The organism is Slackia heliotrinireducens DSM 20476, assembly GCF_000023885.1.
GTDB classification, from domain to species: Bacteria; Actinomycetota; Coriobacteriia; order Coriobacteriales; family Eggerthellaceae; genus Slackia; species Slackia heliotrinireducens.
Genome location: NC_013165.1, coordinates 2,785,463 through 2,809,790, shown reverse-complemented (window position 1 = coordinate 2,809,790; position 24,328 = coordinate 2,785,463). Strand labels below are relative to the sequence as shown.

19 protein-coding genes, 1 tRNA gene and 1 riboswitch are annotated in these 24,328 nt (G+C 59.5%); of the genes, 18 read left to right on the top strand and 2 right to left on the bottom strand.

Annotated elements, in window-relative coordinates; all coding sequences use genetic code 11:
- The first annotated feature begins 43 nt into the window (after positions 1–43).
- Complete coding sequence (gene selD, locus SHEL_RS12470) at positions 44–1,111, top strand: selenide, water dikinase SelD (RefSeq protein ID WP_083762371.1); 1,068 nt, start codon at positions 44–46, stop codon at positions 1,109–1,111.
- Between the two features lie 9 nt (positions 1,112–1,120).
- Here selD and SHEL_RS12465 read toward each other — a convergent pair whose 3' ends face one another.
- Together SHEL_RS12465 and SHEL_RS12460 are read right to left on the bottom strand one after the other, a co-directional pair.
- Positions 1,121–1,687 (bottom strand): DUF3841 domain-containing protein, encoded by a 567-nt coding sequence (locus SHEL_RS12465; RefSeq protein WP_012799640.1) that lies wholly within the window; start codon positions 1,685–1,687, stop codon positions 1,121–1,123.
- Positions 1,680–2,243, bottom strand: a complete 564-nt coding sequence (locus SHEL_RS12460) for a DUF3841 domain-containing protein (RefSeq protein WP_012799639.1) — start codon at positions 2,241–2,243, stop codon at positions 1,680–1,682. Before SHEL_RS12460 ends, SHEL_RS12465 begins: the two co-directional genes overlap by 8 nt.
- A 328-nt stretch (positions 2,244–2,571) precedes the next feature.
- Here SHEL_RS12460 and SHEL_RS12455 point away from each other — a divergent pair, with 328 nt between their 5' ends.
- From SHEL_RS12455 to grdD, 17 genes are all read left to right on the top strand, one after another.
- Positions 2,572–3,741 carry a double-cubane-cluster-containing anaerobic reductase gene (locus tag SHEL_RS12455; protein ID WP_050749589.1) on the top strand — a complete coding sequence of 390 codons (1,170 nt, stop codon included), beginning with the start codon at positions 2,572–2,574 and terminating at the stop codon, positions 3,739–3,741.
- 68 nt (positions 3,742–3,809) lie between these two features.
- A complete protein-coding gene (locus tag SHEL_RS12450; protein WP_012799637.1) occupies positions 3,810–4,715 on the top strand; it encodes a selenium metabolism-associated LysR family transcriptional regulator in 906 nt (301 codons plus the stop codon).
- Positions 4,716–4,836: 121 nt separating this feature from the next.
- A complete protein-coding gene (selA, locus tag SHEL_RS12445) occupies positions 4,837–6,270 on the top strand; it encodes an L-seryl-tRNA(Sec) selenium transferase (RefSeq protein WP_012799636.1) in 1,434 nt (477 codons plus the stop codon).
- A 33-nt stretch (positions 6,271–6,303) separates the two neighbouring features.
- Positions 6,304–8,229, top strand: a complete 1,926-nt coding sequence (selB, locus tag SHEL_RS12440; protein WP_012799635.1) for a selenocysteine-specific translation elongation factor — start codon at positions 6,304–6,306, stop codon at positions 8,227–8,229.
- Positions 8,230–8,376: 147 nt separating this feature from the next.
- Positions 8,377–8,472: transfer RNA gene (locus SHEL_RS15175), tRNA-Sec, on the top strand.
- Between the two features lie 323 nt (positions 8,473–8,795).
- Positions 8,796–10,628, top strand: a complete 1,833-nt coding sequence (locus SHEL_RS12435; RefSeq protein WP_050749669.1) for an NAD(P)-binding protein — start codon at positions 8,796–8,798, stop codon at positions 10,626–10,628.
- Positions 10,621–13,356 (top strand): formate dehydrogenase subunit alpha, encoded by a 2,736-nt coding sequence (gene fdhF, locus SHEL_RS12430; RefSeq protein WP_012799633.1) that lies wholly within the window; start codon positions 10,621–10,623, stop codon positions 13,354–13,356. The genes SHEL_RS12435 and fdhF overlap by 8 nt, the downstream gene beginning before the upstream one ends.
- A 208-nt stretch (positions 13,357–13,564) precedes the next feature.
- Positions 13,565–14,029 carry an HAD family hydrolase gene (locus tag SHEL_RS12425; protein WP_012799632.1) on the top strand — a complete coding sequence of 155 codons (465 nt, stop codon included), beginning with the start codon at positions 13,565–13,567 and terminating at the stop codon, positions 14,027–14,029.
- Positions 14,030–14,213: 184 nt separating this feature from the next.
- Positions 14,214–14,317: riboswitch (glycine riboswitch) on the top strand.
- A gap of 322 nt (positions 14,318–14,639) precedes the next feature.
- Positions 14,640–15,785: a YkvI family membrane protein gene (locus SHEL_RS12420; RefSeq protein ID WP_012799631.1), complete on the top strand. Its 1,146-nt coding sequence runs from the start codon at positions 14,640–14,642 to the stop codon at positions 15,783–15,785.
- 222 nt (positions 15,786–16,007) lie between these two features.
- Entirely contained in the window at positions 16,008–16,385 is a 378-nt protein-coding gene (locus SHEL_RS12415) for a GrdX family protein (protein WP_050749588.1), read from the top strand.
- A gap of 35 nt (positions 16,386–16,420) precedes the next feature.
- Positions 16,421–17,701 carry a glycine/sarcosine/betaine reductase component B subunit gene (locus SHEL_RS12410; protein WP_012799629.1) on the top strand — a complete coding sequence of 427 codons (1,281 nt, stop codon included), beginning with the start codon at positions 16,421–16,423 and terminating at the stop codon, positions 17,699–17,701.
- A gap of 10 nt (positions 17,702–17,711) precedes the next feature.
- Positions 17,712–19,025, top strand: coding sequence for a glycine reductase complex selenoprotein B (grdB, locus tag SHEL_RS12405; protein ID WP_012799628.1), 1,314 nt, complete (start codon positions 17,712–17,714; stop codon positions 19,023–19,025).
- A gap of 393 nt (positions 19,026–19,418) precedes the next feature.
- Complete coding sequence (gene trxB, locus SHEL_RS12395; RefSeq protein WP_012799627.1) at positions 19,419–20,360, top strand: thioredoxin-disulfide reductase; 942 nt, start codon at positions 19,419–19,421, stop codon at positions 20,358–20,360.
- A gap of 51 nt (positions 20,361–20,411) precedes the next feature.
- Positions 20,412–20,735 (top strand): thioredoxin TrxA, encoded by a 324-nt coding sequence (gene trxA / locus SHEL_RS12390; RefSeq protein ID WP_012799626.1) that lies wholly within the window; start codon positions 20,412–20,414, stop codon positions 20,733–20,735.
- Positions 20,736–20,834: 99 nt separating this feature from the next.
- Positions 20,835–21,305: a glycine/sarcosine/betaine reductase complex selenoprotein A gene (grdA, locus tag SHEL_RS12380; protein ID WP_012799625.1), complete on the top strand. Its 471-nt coding sequence runs from the start codon at positions 20,835–20,837 to the stop codon at positions 21,303–21,305.
- 175 nt (positions 21,306–21,480) lie between these two features.
- Positions 21,481–23,025 (top strand): glycine/sarcosine/betaine reductase complex component C subunit beta, encoded by a 1,545-nt coding sequence (gene grdC / locus SHEL_RS12375; RefSeq protein ID WP_012799624.1) that lies wholly within the window; start codon positions 21,481–21,483, stop codon positions 23,023–23,025.
- A gap of 13 nt (positions 23,026–23,038) precedes the next feature.
- Entirely contained in the window at positions 23,039–24,187 is a 1,149-nt protein-coding gene (gene grdD, locus SHEL_RS12370; RefSeq protein ID WP_012799623.1) for a glycine/sarcosine/betaine reductase complex component C subunit alpha, read from the top strand.
- The last annotated feature ends 141 nt before the right edge of the window (positions 24,188–24,328 follow it).

Here is a 24,328-nt window from a genome sequence, read left to right as displayed (position 1 = left end):
CCACGCTTGCGTATGGCGTATGAGAAACAAGAAGGAGAGTGTCATGGACGTCCCTAAAGAAGGAGAGAAAGTCCGGCTCACAAACTACACCTGCCACGGTGGCTGAGCCGCCAAGTGGGCTCCGGGTGAGCTAGAAGAAATCCTGTCCCAAATCGCCCAACCTCCGATGGACGAAGACGTTATGCTCGGCTTCGAGACCAGCGACGACTGCGCGGTATACAAGCTGCGCGACGACCTGGTCGCTGTGCTGACGCTCGACTTCTTCACGCCGGTGGTGGATGACCCCTACGAGTTCGGCTGCATCGCGGCCAGCAACGCGCTTTCGGACGTGTTCGCCATGGGCGTCAAGCCTCTGGCGGCGTTGAACATCCTGGCGTTCCCCGTGGCGCTGGGCACCAGCGTGGTGGCCGAAGTGATGCGCGGCGGTTCCGATAAGGTGCGCGAAGCAGGCGCCTTCATCGTCGGCGGGCACTCCATCGATGACGATGAGCCCAAATACGGCCTGGCCGTGTTCGGCACCGCGCATCCCGACGAGATCCTGCGCAACGGCGGCGCTGTTTCCGGCGACGTGCTGTACTACTCCAAACCCATCGGCATGGGCATCATGAACTCGGCGTTTGCCGCCAAGATGGAAGACGACCAGAGCATGCGCCCCGCCATCGAGGCCATGATGGAGCTCAATCGCTATGCGGCCGAGGCGTTCGAGGGTCTGGACGTGCACGCCTGCACCGACGTGACCGGTTTCGGTCTGGCGGGCCATCTGCATGAGATGCTCGAGCCCAGCAAGATGGCTGCGATTCTCGATTGGGACAACCTGCCCCTGTTCGACGGCGTGTACAACTACTCCGCAATCGGCTGCCGCCCCGGCCGCAGCTACGACGTGCAGGAGTGGGCGGAGGAGTTCGTCCGCAAAGGCACGCTCTCCGAAGAGGAATACAACACCCGCATGGGCGTGCTCTGCGACCCGCAGACGTCCGGCGGCCTGCTGCTGGCGCTGCCTCCCGAGCAGGGCCCTGCCTACGAGGCCAAGTTCGAAGAGCTGCTCGGTCGCAAGCCCGCCCGCATCGGCGAAGTGACCGACGGCCCCACCGGCACCATCTTCATCCGTTAGACGAGCGGCTTATCCGTTCCGTACGGATTTGATCCATTCACGACGAATTTCCCAGAGGCCTGCTTCGATGTAGGCCTCTGGACATTTCTCGGCAGAACCGAACAGGCGCTGCCAGCTTTGTGTGACTTCGCGCTTGACTGCGGGGTAGAAGGCCGTGGCGAAAGCGTCGGCCGAGCTCTTGAGGCCCATGCTGGTGATGCGCTGCTCGAAAGCCGCTTCGTCGGCCTCGTCCTTCCCGATGTATTGCAAATTGAGCATGCGGTTCCATAGCCGCGAGTCGAAAAGCACCGCCTGGTCGCGGGGAACTTCCATTTCGATCAGCGAGCACCCGGTGCCGGCTATCGCCAATCGCCAATCGCAGAAGCACCAGATGCCCGACTCGGCCCCTTCGGGAGGCGTTACGTAACGGGGCGCGTTTTGGGCGAAAAACGAATAGGCCTGCTGGAAGATCCAGGACTCATCGGCGTACTTACGACGGATGTATTCCCACTTCACGCGGGAATAGCCGTCGCGTTCGATGGCGTCCAGAACCACCTGGGTCTGGGCTGTGAACAGGGTGATGGTATCGCTAGTCATAGAACTCGACCTCTTCCACCCATTCGGGGAGGATTTCGAAAACGACGCCCACGTTCAAATCCATGCGCTCGTTGGGGCCTTCGAAGATGCGCATCCAGCTCGATTCGATCTTGCGCTTGAGCAACGGGTAGAAATTGCCCTGAGGACTGGTGATGAGCAGGGCCTCGTTGCCGATGCCCATGCGTGCGAGCTCCTCATTGTGACGGGCCTCGTCTTCGGAGTCCAAAGGAACGTACCACAGGTTCACGCGGTAGCCCCATTTGTCGTAATCGAGCAGATACAGGTGCTCGTCAGGGATGTTGAGCGTAAGCGAGATGGTGTTGGGCGCCAGGGGAAGGCGCTGCTCTTCGGTAAGCGCCAGCCACACGGGGAACTTGGCATCAGCCGGCATGTCTATTCTGCTGCGAAGCATTTCCGTCAGCCAACGGTAGAGACCGATGTAGTAATCGGAGATCTCAAGATTCTTGGCGCGCACATACTCTTCGCGAACCAGATAGCGGCCGGTGGTCTGAATCTCTTCCCAAACCTGGGGGACCTGGCGGGTCCAAACTCTCATCTGCCGGTGTCCTTTCCCTGGTGATTTGATAAAATGAACACGATTAGTATATTCGATTGCCTATACTAATACCGCACCTAGAACTCTGTCTATTCTAGTGCATTTCATGCCAATCTGCATCGGCGTCTGCAAAGGCCGGTGCTTTTCTGCAAGCGTCTTGAGCGACGCGCTCACGTCTGCATATGCACATGCGGTTTGGTGTATGGGGGACTCTTGGTTGCTGGACGAACTCTCGGTCGCGACATGCAGGGCAAACGGCGTCGTACCGCATGGAACCACATTGATGACATGTTGTGCCTTCGGGCATGCTGAAGATTGAGGAGACATGATGGCCGATCAGGAACTGGCACCTCTGCCCAAATCGTTTGAAGAATACAACGAGCAGCGCAAAGCAAGCTTTTTGAAGGTGAAGGAATACAAGGAGCAGGGTGGTCGCCTTGTCGGTTTCCTGTGCTCGTACACGCCCCTCGAGGTCATCGACGCCGCAGGTGCGGCGGCTGTGGGCCTGTGCGGCACGAGCAACGAGACCGTGCCCATTGCGGAAACGAAGCTCCCTGCCAACCTGTGCCCGCTCATCAAATCCACGTACGGCTTCGCTCTGTCCGACAAGTGCCCGTTCACGTATTTCTCGGACCTCATCGTGGGCGAGACCACCTGCGACGGCAAGAAGAAGATGTACGAGCTTCTGGGCGATCTGAAGGACGTCCACGTCCTGCACCTTCCGCAGGGCCAGGACCGTCCGTGGTCGGCGGATGCCTGGTATGAGGAGGTCAAGCTCCTGAAGGAAACCCTGGAGAAGAAGTACGACATCACGATTACCGACGACGACCTGAGGGCCGCCGTGCGCAAGCGCAACCGCCTGCGCCGCGCCATGCTCGCGCTCTACCAGGCTCAGGCTCAGGTGCCGGCGCCTTACAGCGGCGTCGAGCTCATGAGCACGATGGCTGCGGGCAACTTCAACTTCGATGTCGAGGCCTACACCTTGAAGCTCGAGAAGATGGCCGAAGAGGCCCAGTCCCGCATCGATGCAGGCGAGGGCCCCGAGGGTGTTGCGCCCAACGCCAAGCGCATCCTGCTCACGGGCTGCCCCGCAAGCGGCCTGATCAATAAGGTCGGTCGGACCATCGAGAAGAACGGCGGCAACATCGTGTGCGTGGACGACTGCTCCGGCGAGCGCACGATGGCCATGATGATCGACGAAGATGCCGACGACATCCTGCGCGCGATTTCCGACCGCTACCTGTCCATCCATTGCTCCGTCATGACGCCGAACACCGGCCGTATGGAGCACACCCTCGCCCAGGCGAAGCGTTACAAGGCCGATGGTGTGGTCGATGCCATCCTGACCGCCTGCCACACTTTCAATGTGGAAAGCGTACTTATGCAGGACACGATTGAAAGCTCCGACATCCCTTATATGAAGCTGGAGACGGATTATTCCGAAAGCGACCTCGGACAGCTCGAAACCCGCCTCAGCGCGTTCATCGAAATGCTCTAGCGCCGACCATTGCGAAAGCATGTTAAGATTGATGCACTGTTCGCATCGTAAAAGACAGGTTTTGCTTTATGGATTTTAAACAACTGCGTTCGTTCGTCGCGGTCATACGGTATGGCAGCTTTACAACGGCTGCTTCCAAGCTGAGGATCTCCCAGCCTACGGTGAGCACGCACATACGCCAGCTCGAAGAGGAACTGGGAACTCCGCTCGTACTTCGCAATGCGAAGCGCGTCGAACCCACGGCCAGTGGTTATAAGATGTATGACCAGGCCGTATCGATGCTGGCCATGCATGACAAGATGCTCCAGAGCAAGAAGCAGCACGAAAGCGACGCCGTGTATCTGGGCGCATCCACCATACCTTCGGGATACGTTCTCCCCGAGCTCTTGGCGTCGTTCTGCTCGGCCCGACCCGAGGCGAGCTTCGTCATCACGCAGGATTCCAGTCAAACCGTTTCGAACGGCATGGCATCCGGTCTGTACGATCTGGGGTTCGTGGGCATGCCTGTCAAGGAAGATGCCATAGATTGCATTCCTTTCTGCGACGACCGAATCGTCATCGTCACGCCCAACAAGTCGCGCTTCCGCAACATCGACCGCAACGATCGCGAAGCCATCGCGAACATGCTGCGGGAAGAGCATTTCATCATGCGCAAGGCCGGCAGCGCGACCAGGGCGATGGGCAACCACGTCCTCGAGCAGCTCGAGCTCGAGGAGTCCGAGCTGAACGTGTTCGCCCATCTCAACGACCAGGAAGCCACTATGAACCTGATCGAGAAGGGTCTGGGCATCGCCATCATGTCCGAGCGGGCCATCCGCAGCCACGTCGACGCGGGGTGGATGCTCGCGTTCAGCGTGCCCGGCGTCGACACGGTTCGGCAGCTGTACGTGCTCAAGAGGAAGAACGTACAGCTGAGCGACACGGCCGAGGCTTTCTACAACCACGTGCTTAACTGGGAAGAGGAGTCCGATTGATCGGATCCCCTGCACGGCGTTGCTGATTGCTCGAGCAGTTGTCATCTGGTAGAGTTTCCCCGATTGAAACAATGTATTATAATCGCGATTAGTAATTCTGATACAAAACGAGGAGCGTGCGATGAGCCCGTCTGTCAATACGAAGCTGTTCAGGCAGCTTCCCCAAGTCGAAGAAGTGCTGCATGACAAGGCGCTGACCTCTATCACCGATGTTCCGCGCGACATCGCCACCAGTGCCGTTCGGGCTGAAGTCGATGCACGGCGCCAAGAGATACTGAACGGCGGAACGCCCGAGCTCAGCCTGGCCGACATCGCGGCTGCAGCCGCCAAGCGCGTGCAGCTCCTCACGGCTCCGTCCCTGCGTCGGGTCGTGAACGCGTCTGGTGTCATCATCCATACGAACCTCGGTCGAAGCGTGCTTGCCGAAGAGGCCGTCGCGGCCGTCAACGAGGTCATCGTGGGGTATTCGACCCTCGAGTACGACCGCAAGACCATGGCCCGCGGCAGTCGCCACGACCATTGCGAGTCGCTCATCTGCACGCTGACCGGCGCCGAGGCGGGCATCGCCGTCAACAACAACGCCGCCGCCGTCATGATGGTGCTCTCCACCTTCGCAGCCGGCCACGAGGCTATCGTCTCCCGCGGCGAACAGGTCGAAATCGGCGGCTCCTTCCGCATTCCCGAGATCATGCAGCAGTCCCATGCGCACATGATCGAGGTGGGCGCCACCAACAAGACCCATCTGAGCGACTACGAGCGCGCATTGACCGACGACACGGCCATGATGCTCAAAGTCCATCCTTCCAACTACCGCATGACGGGCTTCACCGAGTCGGTGTCCATCCACGACCTGCACAACCTGGCGGTCGAGCATGAAAAGGCCACCGGCAAGAAGGTGCTCGTCTACGAGGACCAGGGTTCGGGCGCGTTTTTGAGGCTGGCCGCCTTCGGCAAGTACGCCGAACCCGCCGTGGCCGAATCCCTGGCCGCCGGCGCCGACATCGTTTCGTTCTCGGGCGACAAGCTGCTGGGCGGACCCCAGGCGGGCATCATCGTGGGTCGTGCCGACCTCATCGAGAAGTTGAAGAAGAGCCCGCTCGCCCGTGCCCTTCGCCTTGACAAGATGACCCTTGCCGCGTTGGAGGCCACGCTGCGCATCTATCTGCATCCCGAGAAAGCGATGACCCGCATTCCGACGGTGCGCATGCTGGTCGAAAGCCCCGAAGAGGTCCGCGAGCGCGCATGCGCCCTGCGCGACATCGTGGCCAAGAACATCGACCCCGACTTGGTCGACCTTGAAATCGTCGAGGAAACGTCCCGTGCAGGCGGCGGTGCCTTGCCGATGTGCGACATCCCCACTTATGCGATGCGGATGCGCTTCCGCAAGGGCAACGCTCAGGATTGCGAGAGGTATCTCATCCAGGAATCCCCGGTTATCGTTGTGGCCCGCATTCACGATGAGGCCATCCTCTTCGACGCGCGCACCATTCTCAGCGAGGAGGAGATGAAGGCCATCGCGTTGGGCATCGCCTTGTATTTCGATAAGATCAAATAACGCGTCAGGTTGACGCAGAAAGCGAGCACCGTGATGGGTGAATTCGACCAACCGAATCTTGTTCTGGGTACCGCCGGCCACATCGACCACGGCAAATCGTCGCTGGTGCGCGCGCTGACCGGTACCGACCCCGATCGTTTGGCCGAAGAGAAGAAGCGCGGCATCACCATCGAGCTGGGCTTCGCCCGACTCGACTTGGGCGACGGCCGCTCCATGGGCGTCGTCGACGTGCCTGGCCACGAGAAGTTCGTTCGTCAGATGATCGCCGGTTCCACCGGCATCGACGTGGCGCTGCTGGTTATCGCTGCCGATGACGGCGTCATGCCCCAAACCCTGGAGCATCTGGCCGTCCTGCAGACGCTGGGCGTTCCCACCTGCGTCGTGGCGCTCACGAAGATCGACCTGTGCGACCCCGAATGGGTCGAGCTGGTTACCGAAGACATCAACTCGCTCCTGTCGAACACGCCGTTCGCCGGAGCCCCCATCATTCCGTGTTCGAGCCGCACCGGCGAAGGCGTCGAGGACGTTCGCGCCGCGCTTGCGAAGGCGAGCATGAATGCCACCGCGCTGCATCGCAGCTACGGCATGCGTCAGCCGGTCGACCGCGTGTTCAGCATCCGCGGCGCAGGTACGGTCATCACCGGCACCCTGTGGAGCGGCACGGTGCGTCCCGGCGACACCGTGGAGATGCTGCCTCAGGAGCGCCAATGCCGCATCCGCACCGTTCAGATGCACGACAAGCCCGTTGACGTGGCCGTTGCCGGCAATCGCGTGGCGTTGAACCTGGTCGATGTGAAGACCGACGAGATCCGCCCCGGTGACTTCCTGGCGACTCCCGGCCTCATCGAGCCTACGATCCGTTTCGACACGCATTTCACGTACCTCGACACCGCTAAAAGCGGCAAGCCTCTGGAAAGCGGCGTTCGCATGCATGTGTCCCATGGCACCAAGGAGGTGCTGGGCCGCGTGCTGTTTACCGACGGTCGCGTGAAGCTTTCTCCAGGTGAGAGCTGCTTCGCCCAAATCCGCCTCGAAGAGCCTTTGCCTGTGTCGCTGGGCGACCGGTTCATCGTGCGCACGTATTCGCCGGTGTATGTGGCCGGCGGCGGACAGGTTCTGCAGGCGCATCCGCGCAACCGCACCAACCTGCACGAGGAGGTCTCCATTCTCGAGGCGTTGGCATCGGGTGACCGCCAAGAAGCCGTTCGCTACGTGCTGGAGCAGAGGACTGCTCCGCTTACGGCTCATGACCTGGCCCGGCAGTTCGGCATCGACGAGCCCGCGGCCCTTGAGCTGCTTCAGGCCGAGGTGGATGCCCATCGCGGCTGCAAGGTGGGGGAGCTGTGGTTCTCCACACCGGCGACGGTTCGTCGCTCGATTTCCGCCATCGAGAAGGAACTGACGGTGTTCCATGCCGACAACCCTTCCAAGCCGGGCCTGCCCAAGGAAGAGCTGCGCCAGCGGTGCCTGCCCACCATGGAGCCGGCCTGCTTCGACGAGATCGTTTCCGAAGCCGTTGCGGCCAAGGCCGCCGTGGTCGTCGGCGGGCTTGTGGGTCATCCCGCCGCCCAAGGTGCTGCGCAAGAAGCCGAAAAGGCCGCTGCGGATGCACTTTCGGCAGCCCTCAAGTCCTACGGCCTGACGCCGCCTTCCCTTACGGAATTGGCCCAGGAAGTGCATGTTGACCTGGCTCTTGCCCGTCGCGCCCTTGCACGGCTTCGCGACGAAGGGGCCGTCTACCGCGTATCCAGCGAGCTGTTCTACGACGGGGCTGCGGTCGAAGCATGCAAGAAAGCCATCGCCGAGGTTTTACGCAACGGCGGCGAAGGGACGATCGCCGGCATGAAGGACGCCATGGGAGGCATCAGCCGTAAATTCGCGGTGCCGCTGCTTGAGGCGTTCGACGAAGAGGGCTTCACCGTGCGCGACGGCGCCGTTCGCACGCTTCGCAAAGGCTAATAGCCACGGGTGTCCCATTTTGTGTTGTGGATTCGTGCTTTTGCGTTCAACTGTTCGCATGATGGTGTATGATATGCGCCCAGTGATTGCATTGGCACAGCCAATGCATTAGAATATTATTACTGTGATAATTAAATTCTGCAATTCGGAGACGGATGGGTCCTGGTGGGTCCCGCGGCCTTCAAAGCCGTTGTGAGGCGAGCAGACGTCTCGGGTGTGTTCGATTCGCACACGTCTCCGCCAATCTTTCGAACAAATGCATAATGCCCTTATTGCCGCCTGTTTATGCTGGGTGGCTTTTCTGTATATAAGGACAAAAAAGCACATCTAGATGGGGGACGTTCACACAGATTAATGCCCCTTTTCGTTTAAAAAGTGAAATATATATAAGCACGTTGGAGGGACGTGTGTCTCAAGGTGATGCCATTCGGAGAAATTTCTGACACTTATGTAATAAGAATACCTAATCGCGATTATAAAACTTGATAAAATAAAAAACAGAAGTACTGGCTTCAAAGAAAAAGCTGGTTTGGGGGGTTAAGAGAGAGGAGAGGGGTTCGGTGACCATGCTTTCGGTAGCTCCGAAGTCGGCGTACGACAGCCGTATAGCCGATGTCCTAGGGCCGTTCCAGCGCAGAATCGAGGCTATGCCTCCTGGAACGTGCCCGATTGCAGTGCAGTTGGTGCTGCTTGAAACCGGCGGCGCCCAGACGTGCGGCAAGTGCGTTCCGTGCCGCGACGGCATTCCACAGCTTGCAGCGTTGATGCGCAGCGTGCTCAACTGCGAAGCGGACGAGTGTACGCTTGACACCATGCGTCAGCTGGCTCAGATGATCAAAGACACCAGCGACTGCGCCATCGGTTACGAGGCCGGCAAAATGGCTCTTGAGGGTCTCGATGCGTTCGCAGAGGAATATCGGAGCCACGTCCAGAACAAGATGTGTGCCGAAGGCGTGGGTCAGACCGTGCCTTGCGAAACCAAGTGCCCTGCACATGTGAACATTCCCGCATACATTGGGCTTGTTCTTGAGGGCGACTGCGAAGGTGCCGTCAAGATGATTCGCAAGGACAACCCGTGGCCCACGGCTTGCGCGCTCATCTGCGAGCATCCGTGCGAGGCCCGCTGCCGCCGTACGCTGATCGATGCGCCGCTGAACATTCGCGGCATCAAGAAGTACGCGGTTGACAACGCCCCGGCCGACACGGTGCCCGTTCCGAAGCGCCTGCCTGATTCGGGCCGAAAGGTCGCTGTCGTCGGCGGAGGCCCCTCCGGTTTGACCTGCGCTTACTATCTGGCGCTTATGGGCCATCAGGTCACCGTGTACGAAGGCCGCAAGAAGCTTGGCGGCATGATGCGCTACGGCATCCCGGCCTACCGTTTCCCGCGCGAGCGCATCGACCAGGACATTCGCGCCATCCTTTCCGTGGGCGGCATCGATGTCCGTTACGAGACCATAATCGACGACGTCGAAATGGCCCGTCTCTCCTATGATTACGACGCCATCTATGTAGCCGTGGGCGCCCAGGGCGGCAAGAGCCTCAAGATCGACGGCGTCGACGCCAACGGCGTCATGAGCGCGGTTCAGCTGCTGGAGCGCATCGGCGACGGCGACTATCCCGACTTCTCGGGCAAGAAGGTCGTCGTCATCGGCGGCGGCAACGTGGCCATGGACTGCGCCCGCACCAGCGTGCGTGCCGGGGCCGAAGAGGTCACCGTCGCGTATCGTCGTCGCATCGAGGACATGACGGCCCTTCATGAGGAAATCGAAGGCGCCATGTCCGAAGGCGTCGAGTTCATGACGCTGCAGTCGCCTTTGCGCATCGAGAAGGACGAGGACGGCAACGTGGCAGCCCTGATCTGCCAGCCCCAATACATCGGCGCCGTGAAGCGCGGACGTCCGGCTCCGGTGGATGCCAACAAGCCGACCGTGCGGCTCGAGGCGGACATCATCCTGATCGCCGTCGGCCAGGACATCCATTCCGCGCCTTTCGAGAAGTTCGGCATGAAGGCGGAGCGCACCCGCTTCGTCGCAGACGAGAATCTGCGTGCCGAAGGCTTCAAGAACATCTTCGTCGGCGGCGACTGCCAAACCGGTCCCAAATCGGCCATCATGGCCATCGGCGCCGGCAAGGTGGCTGCTCGCAACATCGACGAGTACCTGGGCTTCCATCACAAGCTCGACCCCGAGGTCGAGGTGCCCAAGGCCCGTCCCAACGTTCGCGAGGCCTACGGCCGCGTAAACATCGTCGAGCGTCCGGCCCGCGAGCGCGGCCGCGACTTCGACCATATCGAGATTCCCCTCTGCGAAGAGGAGGTCATGCAGGAGTGCAGTCGTTGCTTGCGTTGCGATGCCTTCGGTTGCGGAGTTTTGGAAGGGGGTAGGGTCCAGTATGTCTAACAAGAAGATGAACGTCAACGTTACCATCGATGGCATCCAGCTTTCGGTACCTGAGGATTTCACCATCCTGGCAGCCGCCAAGAAGGCCGGCATCCGCATCCCGACGTTGTGCTTCATGAAGGACGTCTCCGACATCGGCATGTGTCGCGTCTGCAGTGTCGAAGTCGAAGGGCAGGACAACCTGGTCGCCGCGTGCAAGACGCCGGTGGCCGAAGGTATGGAGGTGCGCACCTCCACCGAGCGCGTCCAGTCCTACCGTAAAATGATGCTCCAACTGGTGCTTGCCGAGCACGGCCTCGATTCGACCAACTACTGCTTCAGCTGCGCCAAGAACGGTGTCTGCGAGCTGCAGAACATCTGCCGCGAGCTGGGCGTGACCGAATCCGCCTTCGCTCCCGAGAAGCCCAAGGCCCGCAAGCCCATTCTGGATTCGAACCCGTTCTTGTCGTTCGATCCCAACCTGTGCATCCAGTGCCAGCGTTGCGTGGGCGCCTGCAACAACCAGGCCCACAACCATACGCTGCAGACGGGCAAGAAGGGCCTTCGCACGAAGATTCTGGCTCCCTTCGGACCTGATTGGAAGGCGACCACCTGCGAGAGCTGCGGCAACTGCGCCCAGGCGTGCCCGACGGGCGCCCTTACCCTGAAGCGCCGCAAGCAGTACCGCGAGTGGGAGGTCACCAAGACCCGCACCACGTGCCCGCATTGCGCTGTGGGCTGCCAGCTTGACCTGGTGGTTAAGGACGGCGTCATCGTTGATGCCGAGGCGGCGCCCGGTCCTTCCAACCGCGCCATGCTGTGCGTCAAGGGCCGTTCGGGGAGCTTCGACTTCGTCCACTCGCCCGACCGCATCACCACGCCGCTGGTCAAGAACAAGCTGACCGGCGAATTTGAGCCTGCCAGCTGGGATGACGCTCTGAATCTGGTGGCAAGCAAATTCACGGAGCTCCGAGATGAGTTTGGAGGTGACGCGCTGGCGGCCTTCGCATGTTCCCGTTCCACCAACGAGGACGTGTACATGCTCATGAAGATGGCCCGCACGGTGTTCAAAACGAACAGCGTTGACAACTGCGCACGTGTTTGACACGCTCCGACGGTCGCCGGTCTGGCGATGACTCTCGGTTCTGGTGCGATGACGAACACCATTGAAGATATTACGCAAGCCTCCGACGTCATCATGTTGGTTGGCAGCAACCCCGAAGAAGCGCATCCTGTGCTCGGCATGCAGGTACGCAAGGCCGTTGAGAACGGCACGAAACTCATCTTGGTCGACCCCCGCGACATCGGTTTGGCCAAGTACGCCGATATCCACCTGAAGCTGCGCCCCGGCACCAACGTCGCCTTCGCGAACGGCGTGGTGCATATCCTGATCAAGGAAGGTCTGGTCGACGAAGAGTACGTGGCCAGCCGCACCAGCGGCTTCGAGGAGCTGGCGAAGATGGTCGAGAGCTACACGCCTGAGCGTGTCGCGGAAATCTGCCATATCGACGTGCGCGACCTGATTGCAGCCGCCAAGCTGTACGGCAGCGCCGACGCCGCTCCCATCATGTACTGTCTGGGTGTTACGGAGCATTCCACCGGCACCGAAGGCGTCATGAGCCTGTCCAACATCGCGATGGTCAACGGCAAGCTGGGCAAACCCGGCTGCGGCGTGAACCCCATCCGCGGTCAGAACAACGTGCAGGGCGCCTGCGACATGGGTGCTCAGCCCAATACCTTCACGGGCTACCAGAAGGTCGCAGACCCAGCCGTGGTCGAGAAGTTCGAAAAGGCGTGGGGAACCTTCCTCAATCCCAACGAGGGTACGAAGGCCACAGAGGTGTTCCCGGCCGCCATCGAGGGCCGCATCAAAGGTCTGTACCTGTTCGGCGAGGACCCAGTTCGTACCGATCCCGACACGAACCACGTGATCAAGGCTCTGACCAGCCTGGACTTCTTCGTGGTTCAGGAACTGTTCATGACCGAGACTGCCAAGCTGGCCGACGTCATTCTGCCTGGCCGCAGCTTTGCGGAAAAGGAAGGCACGTTCAGCAACACCGAGCGCCGCGTGCAGCGCGTGCGCAAGGCCGTGAACGGACCCGCCGGCCCGCAGCTTGATACCTGGATCTTCACGGAGATCATGCAGCGCATGGAATACGACCAGCCGCATCTGACCGCATCCGAGATCATGGACGAGATATCGTCGCTCACCCCGAGCTTCGGCGGCATCACCCATGCTCGCCTGGACAGCGCGGAGGTCGACGGTCGCGGCCTGCAGTGGCCCTGCCCGACGCCTGAGCATCCTGGCACGCCCATCATGCATGTGGGCAAGTTCGCCAAGGGCCTCGGCACGTATTCTACGGCCGAGTACCGGCCCAGCGTGGAGCTGCCGGACAAGGAGTATCCGCTCATGCTCACGACGGGCCGCATCCTGTATCACTACAACGCCTGCGCCATGACGGCCCGCACCGAAGGGCTCAACGAGATCGCCAACAGCTCGTTCATCGAAATCAACACGGCCGATGCCGAACAGCTCGGCATTGCTGACGGCGATCGCGTCAAGGTGGAGTCGCGTCGTGCGGCCATCGAGTCCACGGCCCGCGTGTCCGACAAGACGAATCCGGGCGAAACCTGGATGCCGTTCCACTTCCAGGACGGCAACAGCAACTGGCTCACCAATGCCGCGCTTGACAACATCGCCAAGGCGCCTGAGTTCAAGGTCTGCGCCATTCGCGTCGCGAAGGCGTAAGGCCGACTCGACGGCAAGCGCGTGCTGGCTACGCTTGAAATAGGTGCAACGGGGGTTTCGGCACATGCTGGAATCCCCGTTGTCGTTTATGCCGCAAGGGGAGCGGAATCGTTCCGCACCGTCCCGTAACGGCACCCTTCTGGGAAGCGTGTTCCCGAAGCATCCGTCCCATGCTGTATGATGGCCTGGCGACGGAAGAGGGGACATCATGAGAATCGACATTCCAGGCTGGGCCACAGTGGACATAGAGTACGTGATTTGCGACTACAACGGAACCATCGCCGTGGACGGCATGCTCATCCCCGAGCTGGCGCCTCGGTTGGAGCGCCTGGCGCAACTGGTGGAGGTGCATGTGCTTACCGCGGACACCTTCGGCACCGTGCGTGAGCAGTGCGCTCCCTTCGACGTGCAGGTGGACGTGTTCCCGTCCGATCACGCGGCTCTGAGCAAGCAGCAGGTGGCGGCATCGCTGCCTGGGGGCGTGTGTTGTCTTGGCAACGGCTTCAACGACAGGCTTATGTTTCAGGAGGCCGACCTCGCCATCGCCATTATGGAGCACGAAGGCGCAAGCGTTGTCTCGCTGAACTGCGCAGATGTGGTTGTGAGCCGGGCGGCGGACGCATTTGACCTGCTTTTGAATCCCAAGCGGCTCATCGCCACGCTGCGCGGCTGATTCGCCCGCAAATCGGTTTGGGCGATAGGTTTTCAGCGCCGAGCGCAGGGTTTTTCGTCTCGGCTTATGCCGAAGCCGAACGGCGAATATGATGCCAATATTTAATTACCGCGATTATAAAATAAACTTGCGGATAACTATTGATATTTTGAATTCATATTATGTATAGTAATCCCCACATTAAGAGTTGTGTCCAAGAGAGAGTCGGTAACGACCGCTGAAGAGGCAAGCGCTTTGGAGTGGCAAGCAAGGCGTGAAACTTTCAAGCAAAAGGACTGGACTCAACTAAAGATTCTGGATTCGTAGAAGACAGAAGGGATGCCGTAGGGCGGAGGAGTCCTGCTGCATCCCTTTTTTTTGTTTTCGATTCGGCATGCGCAGGTTAAGCGCTCGCTAAACAACGGGAAAACAGAAGGCAGCCGAACCCCGATAGGGGTCTGGGACCTTTTTGTCTAAAACAGGACCTCGGCTTGAAGGGAGGTGGTTTATAGGAGAAGCGCATCGATGAGATTCACGTCTCTGGCCTCGGGAAACGCGCTGTCGCTTCCAGGACGGCACCGTTTGGGGTCTCACTTATATGTTTTGAAGTTCTAATCTGGAAGGGGTATCTATGCAGGACAAGAAGAACAGCATAGGACTCGTATGCACGTACATCGGCGCAACGTGTGCGCTGGCAATCGGAGCGGGCTTCTCGTCCGGTCAGGAGTTGCTGCAGTACTTCGTGGCGTACGGCTGGCAGATGATTCTGGTGGCCGCGATGTTCGCTTTCATTTTCATCTTCGTAAACTATCAGTGCGCTGCCAGAGGAAGGCAGCTCAACCTGTCCCAGGGCACAGAGATCTTCGACGTGTTCTGTGGAAAGCACCTTGGTAAAGTGTTCAACTGGTTCACCGGCGTGTTCTGCTACCTGTCGTTCATCATCATGATTTCGGGTGCAGGCACAACTCTGTACGAGCAGTACGGCGTGCCCGTAATCGTCGGTTCATGCGTCATGGCCGTGCTTGCGGTGCTTGTCGCCATCATGGGTTTGCGTGGCATCGTCAACGTCATTTCGAAGGTTGCCCCTGTCATCATCGTACTCGTGCTCGGCATCGCCATCATCACCATCGCGACCCACTTCGACAGCATCGGCTCCGGCATTGCTGCCGTCGAAGCGGGAACCTACAGCGACGTTATGGAGAAGGTCGGCGGCAACTGGTTCATGGCCGGTCTGTCTTACGGCGGCTTCATGATCCTGTGGTTCGTCACGTTCATGGCTAACCTCGGTCGCGAAAGCCGCGAGAAGGGCGATTTCAAAGAGCTCATCATCGGCAACGTCATCGGCTCGATGATCTACACGATCGCTTGCGTCGTCGGCGCTTGCGCACTGGCTTCCGAAATCGACCTTACGGCATCCCTGGGCATCCCCAACCTGGTTCTTGCGAATCAGATTTGGGCCCCGCTCGCGTCCATTTTCGCCGTGATCATCTATGCGGCCATCTTCACGAGCGCATGCCCCTTGCTGTACAACGCCGTCACCACGGTCTCGAACGAAGGCAGCAACCGCTATCGCATCATCGTGATCGCCGGTGCCGCCATCGCTCTGGTCACTGCGGTGTTCGTTCCGTACCAGGGTCTGGTGAACATGATTTACGGCTATTGCGGCTACATCGGAGGCATCCTGTTCTTCATCATTCTGGTCCGCGGCATTCAGATGTTTGCCACCGGCCAGACGCGTGAGGACGCTCCTGCCGCAGAGGGAAGTGAAGCAAAGTAATGAGGACAGACATCTCGTCAAAGGTAAAGGGCTCCTGCGCATTGCAAAAGGAAACGGTTCTCGGCCCTATCGTTTCCGAAGCTGCACGAAGCCCGAAGAGCCTGAGGCAAGGTGCACAGGAGTCCCGAACGACGCTTTAAGGACCGTTTCGAACTCGCAATTCAGATATTCGGTCCATTAAAACGCTATCGATTGACAGGATACATGGCGAAGGGAGGTTTTGTGAAGTACTTCGTGTTAACAAACAATCCAATGGTACAGGAGGAGGTTGCTCCTGGAACCAAGGTGGTTTTTAAAGCTGTTGGTTTCAAACAGATTTTGGAAGAAGCGGCCCGTTACATCGAGGGGGGCCACCAGCTGCTTACGCATCCGCTTTCGGGCAGCGTAAAGCCGGGGGAGACACCCTACAAATCGATGCTACTGGCTAACGAGGCTGCAGAGACCATGGATTCCGCCTCGGTGCGTCTTATCTCCAGCGCCATTGCGGCTTGCGACAAGTTCACGGACAAGTCGCAGGCCTACAACGAACAAACCCTTCGTGATTTGCAAGTAGTCGATCTCTCGCTCATCAGCGGGGCAATGGGCTCCGCACAAGCGTAGCGGGAAGCGTAACGATTTTTCGAAAGAGGAAATCAATGAAACTAACGTTAGGAAAGATTCACATCCAAGACATCGTGTTTTCGGATGAGACGAAACTGGAAAACGGCGTGCTGCACGTCAATGCTCAGGAATATGAGCAGATGGTTCTTGAGGACGAGAAGATCGCTACGGTGAGCTTCGACATCGCCAAGCCCGGCGAGTCGGTGCGCATCACCCCGGTCAAGGACGTCATCGAGCCTCGCGTCAAGGTCGAAGGCCCCGGCGGAATCTTCCCGGGCATGATCGCCGACGTCGAGACGGTCGGATCCGGCAGGACCCATGCGCTTTCCGGCATGGCCCTTGTTACTGCCGGCCCCATCGTCGGCTTCCAGGAGGGCATCGTCGACATGAGCGGCCCCGGCGCCGACTACACGCCCTTCTCCAAGACGCTCAACCTCGTGATGGTCTGCACGCCTGTTGAGGGCATCGAGTCCCATGACTACGAGCGTGCTGTCCGCATGGCTGGATTCCGCGTCGCCTGCTCCCTCGGCGAGCTCGGTCGCGATGTCGAGCCGGACGAGATCGAAGAGTTCGAAACCCCCGACTTCGTGGAGGGCATGAACCAGTTCGCTGGCCTGCCGCGCGTTGCATATGTCCAGATGCTCCAGAGTCAGGGCCTGCTGCATGACACCTATGTATATGGTGTTGACGCGAAGCGGATCCTGCCGACGATTCTGTATCCGACCGAGTCGATGGACGGCGCAATCGTTTCCGGCAACTGCGTGTCCGCCTGCGACAAGAACCCCACCTACATCCATCTGAACAACGGTGTGGTCAGGGACCTGTTCGCCGAGCACGGCAAGACGCTGAACTTCGTCGCGCACATCATCACCAACGAGAACGTCTACCTGGCTGACAAGGAACGTTCTTCCAACCAGACCGCGAAGCTGTGCCGCATGCTCGGCCTCGACGGCGTAATCGTTTCCCAGGAAGGCTTCGGCAACCCCGACACCGACCTGATCATGAACTGCAAGAAGATCGAGGCGCAGGGTGTCAAGACGGTCATCATCACCGACGAGTACGCAGGCCGCGACGGCAAGTCCCAGTCTCTGGCCGACGCCGACGCCGCAGCCGATGCCGTGGTCACCGGCGGCAACGCCAACCAGGTCATCACGCTGCCCCCGATGGACAAGGTCATCGGCACGCTTGACTACGTCAACAAGATTGCCGGCGCAAGCGCAGATACGTTGCAGGAAGACGGTTCGCTCGTCGTGGAGCTGCAGGTCATCACCGGCGCGACCAACGAGACCGGTTTCAACATGCTGAGCGCCCGCTAGGAGTCATACCATGGAAAAAATCAAAGTACTACATTACATCAACCAGTTCTTCGCCCAGATCGGCGGCGAAGAAGAGGCCGACCATCCCGTCGAGTTCTTCGAGGGCGAGGTCAAAGGTCCGGGTCTTGCGTTCATGCAGCAGTTCGGCGAAGAGGCTGAGATTGTCGGCACCATCGTGTGCGGCGACGGCTACTTCAACGAGCACATCGACGACACGCTTGCGAAGGTCCTGGAGTTCGTCGACCGCGTTCATCCCGACCTGCTCATCGCAGGCCCCGCGTTCAACGCCGGCCGCTACGGCGTAGCTTGCGGCGCGGTTGCCTCTGCAGTTCAGGAGAAGCTCGGCATTCCGGCTCTGACCGGCATGTACATTGAGAACCCTGGCGTTGACATGTACAGGGACAAGGTCGTCATCGCATCGACCAAGAACAGCGCCGCCGGCATGCGTGCCGCCGTCAAGTCCATGGCTCCGCTCGCTCTCAAGCTTGCACGCCATGAGCAGATCGGCGCATCCTGCGAAGACGGGTACATTTCCCAGGGTATCCGCGTGAACTTCTTCGAGAAGAAGCGTGGTTCGAAGCGTGCTGTCGAGATGCTGCTCGCAAAGCTGGCCGGCAAGCCCTACACCACCGAGTATCCGATGCCGAACTTCGACCGCGTCGATCCTCAGCCGGCCGTGGTTGACCTCTCCAAGGCCACCATCGCCCTGGTCACTTCCGGCGGTATCGTGCCCAAGGGCAACCCGGACCTCATCGAGAGCTCCAGCGCGTCCCACTACGGCGAATACGACATCACCGGCGTCGACGATCTGACCAGCGACACCTACGAGACCGCTCATGGCGGATACGACCCGACCTACGCCAACGACGACGCAGACCGCGTTCTGCCTGTCGACGTTCTGCGCGACATGGAGCGTGAAGGCCGCATCGGCAAGCTTCACAACAAGTTCTACACCACGGTCGGCAACGGCACCGCTGTCGCGTCGGCCAAGGCCTTTGCTGCCGAAATCGGGCAGAAGCTCGTGGCATCAGGCGTGGATGCCGTTATCTTGACCAGCACTTGAGGCACTTGCACGCGTTGCGGTGCAACGATGGTTAAAGAAATTGAACGTGCCGGCCTGCCCGTGGTGCACATCTGCACGGTCACTCCGATCTCCATGACGGTTGGCGCAAACCGCATTGTCCCGGCGGTTGCCATTCCGCATCCCCTCGGCAATCCTGCATTGTCGGCCGATGAGGAGAAGAAGCTTCGCCGCTCGATCGTCGAGAAGGCTCTGAACGCCTTGGCGACGCCCGTCGACGGCCAGGTGGTTTTTAAGGACTAATCGTCCTGTTCCAAGCTTTGTCCCACACCGGGGCACAGCTGACGCTGATGCTCCGGTGTGGGACGATAACGGGACACATGCTCTGATTGACTTGGAGTTTAGGTTTTACGATTGCCTATGGTGTTTTGGTCGGAAAACAGCTACTATGAAACGTGTAAAAAGGTGCAGTATTCACTCGTAGAAGGCGGTGATTGGCTGTGTTCCGATTGGCAATTGTGTGCAATCTCCACACAAGACTTCAGAAATCACAAAGTTGCGTCTAATTGATTATTAAGTATTGATATTGCCATAAAAAAATACTATAATCGCGATAAGTTAACTTGCGAACGAGCTACTCGGAGATCGCAAGACTGGATGACCGAAAACGGTCCTAATGTGAGGAGCGAAACAGGCATGGAAAACGTATACGACGTCATTATCTTGGGTGCTGGTCCCGCAGGTTTGGCCGCAGGCCTCTATGCCGGCCGTAGCCGCATGAACGCCCTCCTGATCGAAAAGGGTCAGGACGGTGGCCAGATTGCTACCACCAGCGAAATCGAGAACTATCCTGGACAGGCTGTTGACACTGAAGAGTCCGGCCCGTCTCTGATCGCTCGTATGAGCAAGCAGGTCGAGCACTTCGGCTGCAACCGTGTCGCTGACACCGTCACCGCTGTCGAGCTCCAGGGCGACGTCAAGAAGGTCATCGGCAAGAAGGGTGAGTACTGCGCCAAGTCCATCATCCTCGCCACCGGCGCACATTCCCGTCCCATCGGCTGCGAGAACGAAGCTCAGTTCGTGGGCAAGGGCATCTCCTTCTGCGCCACCTGCGACGCTAACTTCTTCACCGACCTCGAGGTCTACGTGGTCGGCGGCGGCGACAGCGCCGTTGAAGAGGCCATGTACCTCACCGGCTTTGCTCGCAAGGTCACCATCATCCATCGTCGTGACGAGCTGCGCGCTGCCAAGTCCATCCAGGAGAAGGCTTTCGCCAATCCGAAGCTCAACTTCATGTGGGACAGCGTCGTCGAGGAAGTTGGCGGCGACGAAGGCGTCCTCGCTACCATGAAGGTTCGCAACGTCAAGACCGACGAAGTCACCGTCATCGAGGCTGACGAGGACGACGGCATGTTCGGCCTGTTCGGCTTCATCGGCTTCCTGCCCAACACCGACCTCTATGAGGGCCAGATTGAGCTGGAGCGCGGCTATGTCGTGACCGACGACAACATGAAGACCAACGTCCCCGGCGTTTTCGCCGCTGGCGACCTCCGCAAGAAGAGCCTGCGCCAGGTTGTCACCGCCGCTGCCGACGGTGCCATCGCCGCTACTCAGGCCCTGAAGTACTGCGAAGACTAAGCAACTGTATCGGTTTTAGATTACCAAGTCTTTTAGATAGGAGAAACAATCATGAGCATGCTCGAACTCGATAAGAAGACCTTTGCTCCCGAGGTTCTGGAAGCCGAAGGCACCATCCTCGTTGACTTCTACGGCGACGGCTGCGTCCCCTGCGCCGCCCTGATGCCCCATGTGCATGAGCTCTCTGACAAGTACGACGGTCAGCTGAAGTTCTGCGCTCTGAACACCACCAAGGCTCGTCGCGTTGCCATCGGCCAGCAGGTCGTCGGTCTGCCCACCGTCGCCATCTACAAGAATGGCGAGAAGGTCGAAGAGGTCTGCAAGGACGACGCTACCCCCGAGTCTGTCGAGGAAATGATCAAGCGCAACCTCTAAGTTGTAGCTCTTAGTTCTTATTTTTAGTCATCAACGTGATGCCAGTGCACGTTGACATACAGTATCAAGTTTTGGTTTGAGAAACGGAAAGGAGTGAAGATGAGCATTTTAGCCGGTAAAAAAGTTGTTGTAATTGGCGACCGTGACGGTGTGCCGGGCGAGGCCATTTCTGCCTGCGTCGAGACGGCTGGCGGCGAAGTCGTATTCTCTTCGACTGAGTGCTTCGTCTGAACGGCGGCAGGCGCCATGGACCTGGAGAACCAGAGGAGGGTTAAGGAATTCGCTGAGCAGTTTGGCCCCGAGAACGTTGTTGTTGTCGTGGGTGCATCTGAGGGCGAAGCTGCCGGTCTGGCCGCAGAGACGGTCGAGGCTGGAGACCCCACGTTCGCTGGTCCGTTGACGGGAGTCCAGTTGGGACTCGCTTGCTACCACGTGTGCGAACCTGAAATGAAGGAAGAATTCGACGAAGCAGTCTACGAAGATCAAGTAGGCATGATGGAAATGGTCCTCGATGTTGACGACATCATCGAGGAGATGACAGGCATTCGCGAAGACTACTGCAAGTACTAATTAGCAGGTTCTCACGAACACGCGATCAAACCAGGAATCGGGGCGGCATCGCTGCCGCCCCGATTCTCATTACACCATCTAATAGACCGCAGGCAATCTATGAGGTGCTTCTAGATAACGTGTTTCTGGTTCACCTTCATCCGGAGCCCACGGTTCTCACGAATGCGAGGTAAACATGAAAAGCGTTATCAAAGGCACCGGCTACGTGCTGGTGCATACCCCCGACATGGTCATCGAGAACGGTGCCACTCAGACCACTGAGCGTGTGGTCAACCCCGAAGGCGAGTATCTCAAGGCCCTTCCCAACCACATTCGTACGTGGGAGCAGGTCCTGGAGTACTGGCCTAATCAGGTTTATATTGGAAACAAGACCCCTGATGAGCTGAAGGAAGTTCCTTTCCCCTGGTACGACAAGCCCTGCGACGTGAAGGATCGTTACGGCAAGTTCGGCCAGATGATGCCCCAGGCCGAGTTCTACCTGCTCATGCAGGTCAGCGACGTTTTCGACCTGGTCGACCTCGAGGCTGGCTTTGTGGCCGCCAACAAGGAAGCCTTCTTCGCTAACAAGATGATTTCCGAGGATCTTGCTGCTCGCGTCAAGGACGGCGTCGACATCGACTCCATCAAGCATCACATCGACGAAGAGGCTGCTGAGCCTCTGTTCATGAACGGCGAGGTCGTCGGCTGCGTCAAGCGCGCACATGAGATCGACGTGAACCTCTCCGCCCACACCATGCTGGAGAACATCGTCTCCAAGGCATCCTCCGTTCTGGCTCTGCTGACCGCTATCGATTCCACCGGCATTGCCAAGGGCGACATCCAGTACGTCATCGACTGCTCCGAGGAAGCCTGCGGCGACGTCCTGCAGCGTGGCGGCGGCAACTTCGCTAAGGCAGCTGCTGAAATCGCCGGCCTGGAGAACGCAACGGGTTCCGACACCCGCGGCTTCTGCGCTGGCCCCTCTCATGCTCTGATCGAGGCTGCTTCTCTGGTTCAGTCTGGCGCTTACGACTGCGTCGCCGTCACCGCTGGTGGCTGCACCGCTAAGCTGGGCATGAACGGCAAGAGCCACGTCGAGAAGGGCATGCCTGTCCTCGAGGACATGTTGGGCGGCTTCTGCATCATCCTGGGCGCCAACGACGGCGTGAACCCCGAGATCAACCTCGAGGCCATCGGCCGCCACACCGTCGGCACCGGCTCTGCTCCGCAGGCCGTTATCCAGAGCCTCGCCTACAACCCTCTGGAGAAGCTGGGCCTCAAGGCCACCGACATCGACCGCTTCTCTCCCGAGATGCAGAACCCCGACATCACCAAGCCCGCCGGCGCCGGCGACGTGCCCGAGGCCAACTACAAGATGATCGCTGCTCTGGGCGTCAAGAAGGGCGAGATCGAGAAGAAGGAAATGCCGAACTTCATCAAGGAGCATGGCATCACCGGCTTCGCACCTACTCAGGGCCATATCCCCTCTGGTGTGCCTTCGATCGGCTTCCTGCGTGACCTTATGCTCGCCGGCGACATCCAGCGCGCTATGATTATCGGCAAGGGCTCCCTGTTCCTGGGCCGCCTGACCAACCTGTTCGACGGCACCTCCTTCATCATCCAGGCCAACAGCGGCGAGACTCAGACCGCTGCTGCCGATGAGGGCGAGGTCCGCGGCATGGTCGCCAAGTTCATGCGCGAGTTCGCCGAGAGCATGCTCGAAGCCGCAGACGCGGAATAAAGGGGGGTTTTATATGAGCTCTCTGGAAAAGAAAGTCGCCGAGGTCTTCATGGAGATCGCCGACGGCATGGAGACTGGCCAGTTCGGCGCACGCCCGAAAATTGCCCTGACCGGCATGGGCAGCGAGCATGGCGAAGAGAACTCCATGGCCGCCGCTCGCATCGCTGCTGAGGCTGGCGTCGACGTGTACTACATCGGTACCCTGGAAGATCCCGCCGTCACCACCGTCAAGGTTGCTGACGACGAAGAAGGTCATGCCAAGATGGACGAGCTGCTTGAAAGCGGCGAAATCGACGGCGCTGTGACCATGCACTATCCGTTCCCCATCGGTGTCAGCACCGTTGGTCGTGCCATCACTCCGGCCTTTGGCCGCGAAATGTTCATCGCGAACACCACCGGCACCTCCTCGGGCGACCGCATTGAAGGCATGATTCTGAATGCCATCTACGGCATCATCACCGCTAAGGCCAGCGGCATTGAGAACCCCACCGTGGGCATCCTCAACGTCGACGGCGCACGTCAGTGCGAACTGGCTCTGAAGGAGCTTGCGGAGAATGGTTACCCCATCACCTTCGCCGAGTCCTCCCGTGCCGACGGCGGCTGCGTCCTGCGCGGCAATGACGTCCTGCGTGGCACCCCGGACATCCTGGTGACCGACTCCCTCACGGGTAACGTCCTCACCAAGATGCTGGCAGCCTTCACCTCCGGCGGTTCCTTCGAGACCACCGGCTACGGCTACGGCCCCGGCATCGGCAAGGGCTACGACAAGCTCGTGCTGATCATCTCCCGTGCTTCCGGCGCTCCGCTGGTTGCCAACGCTCTGAAGTTCGCTGGCGACCTGGTGAAGAACAACGTCTTCGCAATTGCCAAGGCTGAGTTCGCCGCCGCTGAGAAGGCCGGTTTGGCAGAGGCTATCGCCAAGCGTAAGCCGAAGCCCGCTGCTGCCGCTGAAGAGGAAGTCGCTGCTCCTCCCAAGGAGCCCTGCACCTCCTCCATCCCCGGCATCGAGGTCATGGACCTGGAAGACGCCGTCAAGGCCCTGTGGAAGGTCGGCATCTACGCCGAATCCGGCATGGGCTGCACCGGCCCGCTCGTCATGATGAGCGACGCCAACTTCGAGCGTGCTGCCGAGGTTCTGAAGGAAGCTGGCTACATCGGCTAGTTTTCGCTAAGACGATCGAAGCTGCTTGACGGCAACGGCATCGAAAAGCGCTGATAGGGCGCGGTGGGTTTCATACCTACCGCGCCTTTTTGTATGCAGGGCAAAAAAGATGGCCCCGTAGGGCCATCTTTAACGATTACG